This is a genomic window from Sphingomonas sp. ERG5 (assembly GCF_000803065.1).
Classification (GTDB): Bacteria; Pseudomonadota; Alphaproteobacteria; order Sphingomonadales; family Sphingomonadaceae; genus Sphingomonas.
This window is the reverse complement of the sequence record NZ_JSXI01000025.1, coordinates 53090-61196: the sequence shown is the minus strand read 5'-3', so window position 1 is coordinate 61196 and position 8107 is coordinate 53090. Positions and strand designations below refer to the sequence as shown.

Genomic DNA, 8107 nt, shown 5'->3' with positions numbered 1-8107 from the left:
GTATCCGTTAACCCGCCCTCCTTTTGTTCTCACACAAACAGGCTGCGAGACAAGAGGGAAAATTGACAGCCGCATCAGCGCGAAACTGCGCCTTCCGGCCCCCACCCAGCGCGACCGCCTCAAACCTCCCGGGCTCGAAATACGGTGACGTTGCGCGAGTCGAACCGAGGCGGTCTCATTCTCGAGGAAGCTGGACAGGAAAGAGATCACCGGGAAGCGCTTGCCAGGGTCGGCATAACGCGGCGGAAGATAGGCGTTGATCTTGCGCAGCGGCGAGATGCTGATCCGGTTTTCCGAGATGCTGTTGGCACGAAGCTGGCCGGGTTCCACGCGCGCCGGAGCCAAGGCGGCGGTATCAGCATGAGAAGGTGAGGCATCCGAGAATGAGGCTGTGACGCTTTTGCTGCCTCATGCTTCGTCTCCTGAAGCCTGGGAGCTATATCTTTCGCTTTTTGGGGAGGGGCGAATGCAATCGAAGAACTATATTGCGATGACAGTCTTTCAGAAACCAAGCAAACTATAGCACTTCACCCAATACCTAAAGATACCACGCCTCTACGATTAAAACATTCCCGCTCATCCTGACTGCATATTGAACATTTCGAACAGCATCATCTTTTACCGCCAGATCGCATATATCAAAAATCTTGTCTTTGCAGGTTCTCGATAAGAGCGAAGCATCCCCCTCGACTAGAGCGTATGTCCAACGCTCCCTCCCTTCCCCAAAATACATCGAACCCGGATCATAACCTTTGAGGTTCGAAATGTGACCGATTGGTTTTCCAATTAAATCCATCCGAATCCGCTGAGGGCGGTTAATTAAGGAGTCATATCCAAACCAACCTGCGATCAATAAGAGCACGACCAATGATGTAGATACAATTATCGGTATATTGATCTTGAGGATCATAATGAAATATAGCCAAAGTAGATCACAATATTTCCACCGTATTTGCATACTTTAACGATACTCAGGGTCTATTAATTAGTTTTGATTTGCGGTTCGCAGTTTCCATTGCATCGCCAGCACGGTTCAACTCTATTCAAACCCCGGGCTGGCCGCTTGTCCGGCGAAACTCTTCGGAAGCCTCATCTAGAAAGACGTACAGAGCGGCAATTCTGCCATCCCTGACGAGAATGACGTCCCAGCCTGTATATGCGGCTGCTTCATCGCGTGGGCCTGAACCCCACGCCAGACGCCCCGCATTGTGGAGCGCCTGCGGTTCGCCATGATGGGTGTAGACGAAATGCGGATGTGCCGCCCGCAGATCGCCCGCGGCTTTGCTGATCGCGTCGCGACCGACAATAATCCCGGGCGGAACGTAAAGAACGGGGTCATCCGTCCAGAGTTCGTCAATCGCGGCACGTCGACGTTGCGCATCGCTTTCGCCAAAAACCTCTTGAAGATTGCGCCGGAGCAATTCGCGAACACGATCTGCAGATTCCACAGGCTGAGTCATCGCTTGCCTCCAGAACGCCACTCGTTCCCGAACGCGGGCAAATTGGCAAGCCGCTATCGCCGCCGCCAAGCGCAATGCCTTATATGCCCTCAGACCACTGGGCGGGGATAGTCGGCCGATCGACCCACGGCGCTCCATTAAAGGAACGTTGGCGCACGGTCGAACAGGTTTGCATCGCGAAAATTGAGACGATCCGATCCAACCTTCAGCTCGTATCAGAGCCGAGGCGGCGGCCCTGCCATATCTGCACCGTCATTGGCGGACGCTGTGCTCCTCATCGCGATCGGATGCCGGGTTCGATTCAAATCGCGCCCTGGCATCGTCATTCTTGTTCTTCGTTGGACCATTTGAATCGAACAGACCGAGTCAGCAGATCATGACCTCCGCTCCCGCCATTTCCCGATATTCCCGCAAGCACCCCGAAAAACTCCCGTGCGGATCCATCAAAACTCCCGCAGCTTTTCCCGCAGACTCCCGCAGAACCCTCAAAAAACCATTCTCCCGCAGAAACTCCCGCAGCTGCGGGAGTTTTAAATGATGGGAGCGCCCTTTTCCAACCTCGCCAGGCATGGCCGTGACCGGGTCCACCAGCCCGATTCAAGAGTGCCTGACTCAATAGTGATCGAGCGGGACCGGCTCGAATGCGCCGATAGCGACGCTCCGCCACAATCGCGCTTCGTTCGGCGTCAGGATCAGCCAGTATGCGCCATCCCCCATCGCGGCCTCGGCATCGCGCGCGGAGGGAACCGGCGTACCGGATGGGTGCGAATGATAATGCCCGATCATCCGGGCACCGCCGGCGCGCGCCGCCCGGTGCGCGGCGAACAAAGCGGCGGGATCGATCTCGAACAGACGGGCTGGATCCGGTGCGACGTTGATGGCGGCCTCGGCGGCCTCGATCCGCTCGGATGAGCCGAACAACAGCCCGCAAATTTCGGCGTCCGGCGATGCGCACGCCGCGTTTAGCAGTCTCCGCAGTAGAGTGCTTGAAATCGCGATTCCCATGCCCACATCGCTATTACATGGATCGGGGGGTTACCATCATCGAAGCGCGCATTTCGACCGAGGCCGATGGCTGGCGGATCGATCGCGCGCTGGCCGAGGCCGTGCCGACCCTGTCGCGCGAACGGCTGAAGGCGCTGTTGTCGTCAGGCGCCGTGAGTGATCCGTCGGGTGCGCTGATCCGCGATCCCGCGCGCAAGGCGGTCGGCGGCACCCTCTTCACCGTTGCAATTCCCGACGCCACGCCGTCGCACAACGAAGCGCAGCAGATCGCGCTGAATATCGTGTTCGAGGACGAATATCTGATCGTCATCGACAAACAGGCCGGGCTGGTGGTGCATCCGGCGGCGGGCAATCCCGATGGGACATTGGTCAACGCCCTGCTCCACCATTGCGCGGGCAATCTTTCGGGGATTGGCGGCGTCGCCAGGCCGGGCATCGTCCACCGCATCGACAAGGATACGTCGGGGCTGATGGTCGCGGCCAAGACCGACCGGGCGCATGAGGGACTGGCGAAGCAGTTTCACGACCATTCGATCGACCGCCGCTACAAGGCGATCGTCTCGGGACGCCCGACCCGGCTCGAGGGCACGATCGACGCACCGCTCGGGCGGTCGCCGAGCAATCGCAAGAAAGTCGCGATCGTGCCGGGCGGCAAGCGCGCGGTTACGCATTATACGACGTTAAAAATGCTCAGCGAGGCCGCGCTGGTCGAATGCCGGCTGGAAACCGGACGCACGCATCAGGTGCGCGTGCACATGGCGTCGCTTGGTCACCCCTTGATTGGAGACCCGGTTTATGGTAGAACAAAACCAGCTCATCGACAGGTTTTGGAAACCTTGAATTTCCATCGGCAGGCGTTGCACGCCGCCCGATTGGGGTTCATTCACCCAGTGAAAAGTAACGCTTTGGCGTTCGATAGCGAAATGCCTGCAGATATGCAGGAACTGTACGATACACTTTGCGTCTAGTGGTTCAGCGTCCGTGCAGCCTTTTTAGGGCATGGACCGATAATTAAGGGAGATCAGATCATGGCAAACCGCAGCAACGTGCCAGCAACGGTCCCCGCTCTTGGCGGGGAGGCAAGCCTCAACCGCTATCTGTCGGAAATCAAGAAATTCCCCATCCTCGCGCCCGAGCAGGAATATATGCTCGCCAAGCGCTTCGAGGAGCATGGCGACACCGATGCGGCGGCCCAGCTCGTCACGTCGCACCTCCGCCTCGTCGCCAAGATCGCGATGGGCTATCGCGGCTATGGCCTGCCCGTGTCCGAGCTGATCTCGGAGGGTAATATCGGCCTGATGCAGGGCGTGAAGAAATTCGAGCCCGACCGGGGCTTCCGTCTCGCCACTTATGCGATGTGGTGGATCCGCGCCTCGATCCAGGAATATATCCTGCGCTCGTGGAGCCTGGTGAAGATGGGCACCACCGCCGCGCAGAAGAAGCTGTTCTTCAACCTGCGCCGCATGAAATCCAAGCTCGACGCGTTCGAGGATGGTGACCTGACGCCGGAGCATCTGTCCAAGATCGCGACCGACCTGGGCGTGACCGAGGACGAAGTCACCAGCATGAACCGCCGCATGTCGATGGGCGGCGACACGTCGCTCAACGTGCCGATGCGCGAGGATGGCGAGGGCCAGTGGCAGGATTGGCTGCAGGACGACGCGCCCTTGCAGGATACGGTCGTGGCGGAAGCGCAGGAAGCCGATGTGCGGCATGAAATGCTCACCTCGGCGATGGGCGACCTGAACGAGCGCGAAAAGCATATCCTGACCGAGCGCCGCCTGACCGACGACCCCAAGACGCTCGAAGAGCTGAGCCAGGTCTATAATGTCAGCCGCGAACGCGTCCGCCAGATCGAGGTGCGCGCGTTCGAAAAGCTGCAAAAGGCGATGATGCGCCTGGCCGGCGACAACCGCATGCTGGCCGCGGTCTGATCGATCTTCCCCTCCCGTGCGCGGGAGGGGATTGTTTCAGGATGTAACGCGCGGCACGAAGCCCCTTCCCCCGGCGCGTTCGATCCGGCATTTCGGTGCCGTAATGACCGATCCGACGCGCCCCGATTCCTCGGACACCTATCCCGCACCGTCTTCCGGCATGCCGATCCGCAAGGCGCCCGCCGTGACGACGCTGCCAGCCGAAGAGACCGATCCTATCCCCGCCCGGCCCGCCAAACGTCATTCGCTGTTCCGGCGCATCGTCACGATCATCGTCAAGGCGGTGCTGTGGTTCGTGCTGATCTCGATCCTTTGGGTGCTCGCTTATCGCTTCGTCGCGCCGCCGGTTACCCTCACCATGGTCGGCGACATGATCGGCGGACACAGCGTGACCAAGGACTGGATGCCGCTGTCGAAGATCGATCCGAACATGGCGCGCGCCGCGATCGCCGGCGAAGACGCCCGGTTCTGCACGCATCGCGGCTTCGACATCGTGGCGATCGAACAGGCCTATCAGCGCAATGCGAAGGGCGGACGCATCCGCGGCGGATCGACGATCAGCCAGCAGACCGCGAAGAACGTCTTCCTGATCCAGGGAGGCGGCTATCCGCGCAAGGCATTGGAGGCCTATTTCACCGTGCTGATCGAAAATCTGTGGGGCAAGCGGCGGATCATGGAGGTCTATCTCAACGTCGCCGAAACCGGGATCGGCACTTATGGCGTCAATGCCGGGTCGATCCGCTATTTCGGCCATGACGCATCGAGCATGAGCCCGGCCGAGGCCGGCCGGATCGCGGCCGTCCTGCCCTTGCCCAAGAAGCGCGCCGCCATCGCCCCGCGCGGCTTCACCAAGCGTCATGGCAATACGATCAGCCGCCGTGTCGGCGTGGTCCGCAACGATGGCCTGGATGCTTGCCTGCGGTCGTGAGGGCCGGGCACGAAAACCCATGGCGATGCCGCGGATAAGCGCTTAATCCGAGACTCTGGACCAGCCGGAGGCTCTGATGCTCTCGCACCGCCTGATCGTCGCCGCCATCCTGATGACCTTGTTGCCCGGGTCGGCGCCGGGATATCCCGATGAAGCGGCGGTGCTGGCGGAACTCAACGCCATGCGCGCCGACCCGCCGGCCTATGCGGCGAAGCTCTCGGCATTCCGGCGGCTTTTCCCGACGCCCGAAGCGAAATTCTATCTGATCCCCGGCGACCCCGTGATGCACATGACCAACGAAGGCGTGGGCGCGATTGACGAGGCGATTGCCGCACTGTCAAAACGTCCACCGCTGGGTACGCTGGCGCCCGCCCCCTTGCTGGGCCGCGCGGCGCGTGACTTTGTCGAGGAACAAGGTCCGACTGGCGCGATCGGCCATCGCAGCCAGAATGGCGACGGTCCCGGCGACCGGGTCAAGCGGCGCGGCGGCGACATCTATATCGCGGAGACGATCAGCTATGGCGCGAACAGCGCCACCGAGGTGATCCGCCAGTTGATCGTCGACGATGGCGTCGCCAGCCGTGGCCACCGCGCGATCCTGCTCTCGCCCGAATATCGCGTAGCAGGCATCTGGTGCGGACCACATGCGCGATACGGCGCGATGTGCGTGCTCGACTTCTCGGTATCCGCCACCGGCAGCTATCACCCCGGCTGAGCCGCGACGCTCAGAATGGCAGCTTGAACCCCGGCGGCAGCGGCATGCCGCTGGTCAGCTTGGACATTTCGGTGTTCGAGGCCGCGTCCGCCTTGCCGCGCGCGTCGTTGAACGCGGCGACGATCAGATCCTCGAGCATTTGCTTCTCGCTCGGCACGAGCAGCGAATCGTCGATCGCGATGCCGATGATCCGTCCCTTTGCCGAGGCTCGCACCTTGACCAGCCCGCCGCCCGAGGCACCTTCGACCTCGATCGTATCGAGATTGGCCTGCGCCTTGGTCAGTTCGGCCTGGACGTTCTGCGCCATGGCCATGATGTCTTCGATGCTCTTCATGCTTCGTTACTCCGTATCTCTGTCGTCCAGCTGTCCAGCACCGCGTCGGGGAATGCCGCGAACGCCGCCTTGACCACCGGGGTCTCCAATATCGCCGCGCGTTCGGCCGCTGCCTTTGCCAGCTTCACTTCGTTGAGCGTTGGTTCGCCCGGTACCTCCTCGGCGAAAACCTTCCACTGCTTGCTGGTGATCCGCTTCAGTTCGAGCGTCAGCTCACGCACGAAGTCTGCAGGCATCGGCCGCGCCGAACTCAGCACGAGTTCAAGCGGCGCGTAGCGCACCAGGCTTGCTGTATGGCTGAGCCGCGCGGCCAGCGCCGCCTCGCCCAGATCGTCGAGCATGGCGATAAGCCCGATAAAGTCCTCCGGCAGCGATGATGCGGTCGCCCCGTTGGAAGCGGACGCAGCCGTTGCCGGGGCTGCAGCAACGGTGGGAGCAGGACCGCCCGCCGCCAATTGCCGCGCCAGTTCGCCGGGATCCGGCAAGGTCGAGGCATGCACGATACGCAGCAGCGCCATCTCGCATGCCTCGATCGGCAGCGCCGCCCGCGCAACCTCGTCATGGCCCTTGAGCAGCAACTGCCAGAGCCGATGCAGCGCGGCAAAGGACAAGCCATTGGCCCAGATTTCCTGCGCCTCACGCTCCTCGACCGCCTGTCCCGCTTCGGGTGCGGTGCCGAGCTTGACCAGAGTGGTCGCGTGCACCGCCTCGAGCAGCGCGCGCATCACCGCCTGCGGGTCGACACCCAGGTCATATTGCCGCCGGAGCGCCGCAAGTGCACCGAGGCCATCGCCCGAGAGCAGCACGCCAAGCAGCGCCCGCACCGCGCCGCGATCGGACAAGCCGAGCATTTCGCGGACCGCGGCCGCCTTGACCCCGCCCCCCTCGATTCCCGCATGCGCAATGGCCTGGTCGAGAATCGACAGGCCGTCGCGGGCCGACCCTTCCGCAGCCCGCGCGATCAGCGCCAGCGCCTCCGATTCGGCCTCGACGCCCTCAGCCTCGGCGACATAAGCGAAATGCGCGCCCAACATCTCCGCCGAGATGCGCCGCAAGTCGAAACGCTGGCAGCGCGACAGCACCGTCACCGGCACCTTGTTGACCTCGGTCGTGGCGAAAAGGAATTTCACATGCGCCGGCGGCTCTTCCAGCGTCTTCAGAAGCGCGTTGAATGCGTTCTTCGACAGCATGTGCACTTCGTCGATAATGTAAATCTTGTAGCGCGCCGACACCGCCGCATAGCGCGACGCATCGATGATTTCACGCACATCGTCGACGCCGGTATGGCTCGCGGCGTCCATCTCGATCACATCGATATGCCGCCCCTCGGCGATTGCGCGGCACGGTTCGCACACGCCGCACGGATCGATCGTCGGACCACCCTCGCCATCGGGCCCGATACAGTTGAGCGCCTTGGCGATCAGCCGCGCGGTCGATGTCTTGCCGACCCCGCGCACCCCGGTAAGCAGGAACGCATGCGCAAGACGCCCGCGCTTGATCGCGTTGCCAAGCGTGGTCACCATCGCATCCTGACCGATCAGTTCGGCAAAGGTCTGCGGCCGGTATTTGCGGGCGAGAACGCGATAGACCTCAGCCTTGGCAGGCTGGGGCGGTTCACCAAGATCGAAGGAGTCGGACATCGGCTTCTATCTAGGGGCGCGAAGCCGCGATGTCGAAGGGTTCGGTCAAGAATGACGACCGATGGTCGCTCGCTTGACCCGATCCCACGCG

The 8107-nt window shown here is 61.8% G+C and carries 10 protein-coding genes; 4 read left to right on the top strand and 6 right to left on the bottom strand.

The window, feature by feature from the left end:
- From OO12_RS29105 to OO12_RS10470, 4 genes are all read right to left on the bottom strand, one after another.
- Positions 1 to 330: hypothetical protein (locus OO12_RS29105; RefSeq protein ID WP_235364741.1), on the bottom strand; the 330-nt coding region annotated here is incomplete at its 3' end.
- 208 nt (positions 331 to 538) lie between these two features.
- Positions 539 to 910: a hypothetical protein gene (locus OO12_RS27990; protein ID WP_152616351.1), complete on the bottom strand. Its 372-nt coding sequence runs from the start codon at positions 908 to 910 to the stop codon at positions 539 to 541.
- Positions 911 to 1043: 133 nt separating this feature from the next.
- Positions 1044 to 1460 (bottom strand): nuclear transport factor 2 family protein, encoded by a 417-nt coding sequence (locus tag OO12_RS10475; protein WP_034158627.1) that lies wholly within the window; start codon positions 1458 to 1460, stop codon positions 1044 to 1046.
- 612 nt (positions 1461 to 2072) lie between these two features.
- Positions 2073 to 2465 carry a Mov34/MPN/PAD-1 family protein gene (locus OO12_RS10470; RefSeq protein WP_034158626.1) on the bottom strand — a complete coding sequence of 131 codons (393 nt, stop codon included), beginning with the start codon at positions 2463 to 2465 and terminating at the stop codon, positions 2073 to 2075.
- 17 nt (positions 2466 to 2482) lie between these two features.
- Between OO12_RS10470 and OO12_RS10465 the strand changes: the two genes are divergently transcribed.
- The 4 genes from OO12_RS10465 (at position 2483) to OO12_RS10450 (ending at position 6042) form a co-directional block, all read left to right on the top strand.
- On the top strand, positions 2483 to 3433 hold the full coding sequence (locus OO12_RS10465; RefSeq protein ID WP_034158625.1) for an RluA family pseudouridine synthase: 951 nt from the start codon (positions 2483 to 2485) through the stop codon (positions 3431 to 3433).
- Positions 3434 to 3493: 60 nt separating this feature from the next.
- Positions 3494 to 4399 carry an RNA polymerase sigma factor RpoH gene (rpoH, locus tag OO12_RS10460; RefSeq protein WP_034158624.1) on the top strand — a complete coding sequence of 302 codons (906 nt, stop codon included), beginning with the start codon at positions 3494 to 3496 and terminating at the stop codon, positions 4397 to 4399.
- 103 nt (positions 4400 to 4502) lie between these two features.
- Positions 4503 to 5327 carry a monofunctional biosynthetic peptidoglycan transglycosylase gene (gene mtgA / locus OO12_RS10455; protein ID WP_235364740.1) on the top strand — a complete coding sequence of 275 codons (825 nt, stop codon included), beginning with the start codon at positions 4503 to 4505 and terminating at the stop codon, positions 5325 to 5327.
- Between the two features lie 76 nt (positions 5328 to 5403).
- On the top strand, positions 5404 to 6042 hold the full coding sequence (locus OO12_RS10450; RefSeq protein ID WP_034158623.1) for a CAP domain-containing protein: 639 nt from the start codon (positions 5404 to 5406) through the stop codon (positions 6040 to 6042).
- A 10-nt stretch (positions 6043 to 6052) separates the two neighbouring features.
- Here the strand turns inward: OO12_RS10450 and OO12_RS10445 are convergent, their stop codons facing one another.
- Both OO12_RS10445 and OO12_RS10440 read right to left on the bottom strand, forming a co-directional pair.
- A complete protein-coding gene (locus tag OO12_RS10445) occupies positions 6053 to 6376 on the bottom strand; it encodes a YbaB/EbfC family nucleoid-associated protein (RefSeq protein ID WP_034158622.1) in 324 nt (107 codons plus the stop codon).
- A complete protein-coding gene (locus OO12_RS10440) occupies positions 6373 to 8016 on the bottom strand; it encodes a DNA polymerase III subunit gamma/tau (RefSeq protein ID WP_034158621.1) in 1644 nt (547 codons plus the stop codon). Before OO12_RS10440 ends, OO12_RS10445 begins: the two co-directional genes overlap by 4 nt.
- Positions 8017 to 8107 lie beyond the last annotated feature (91 nt).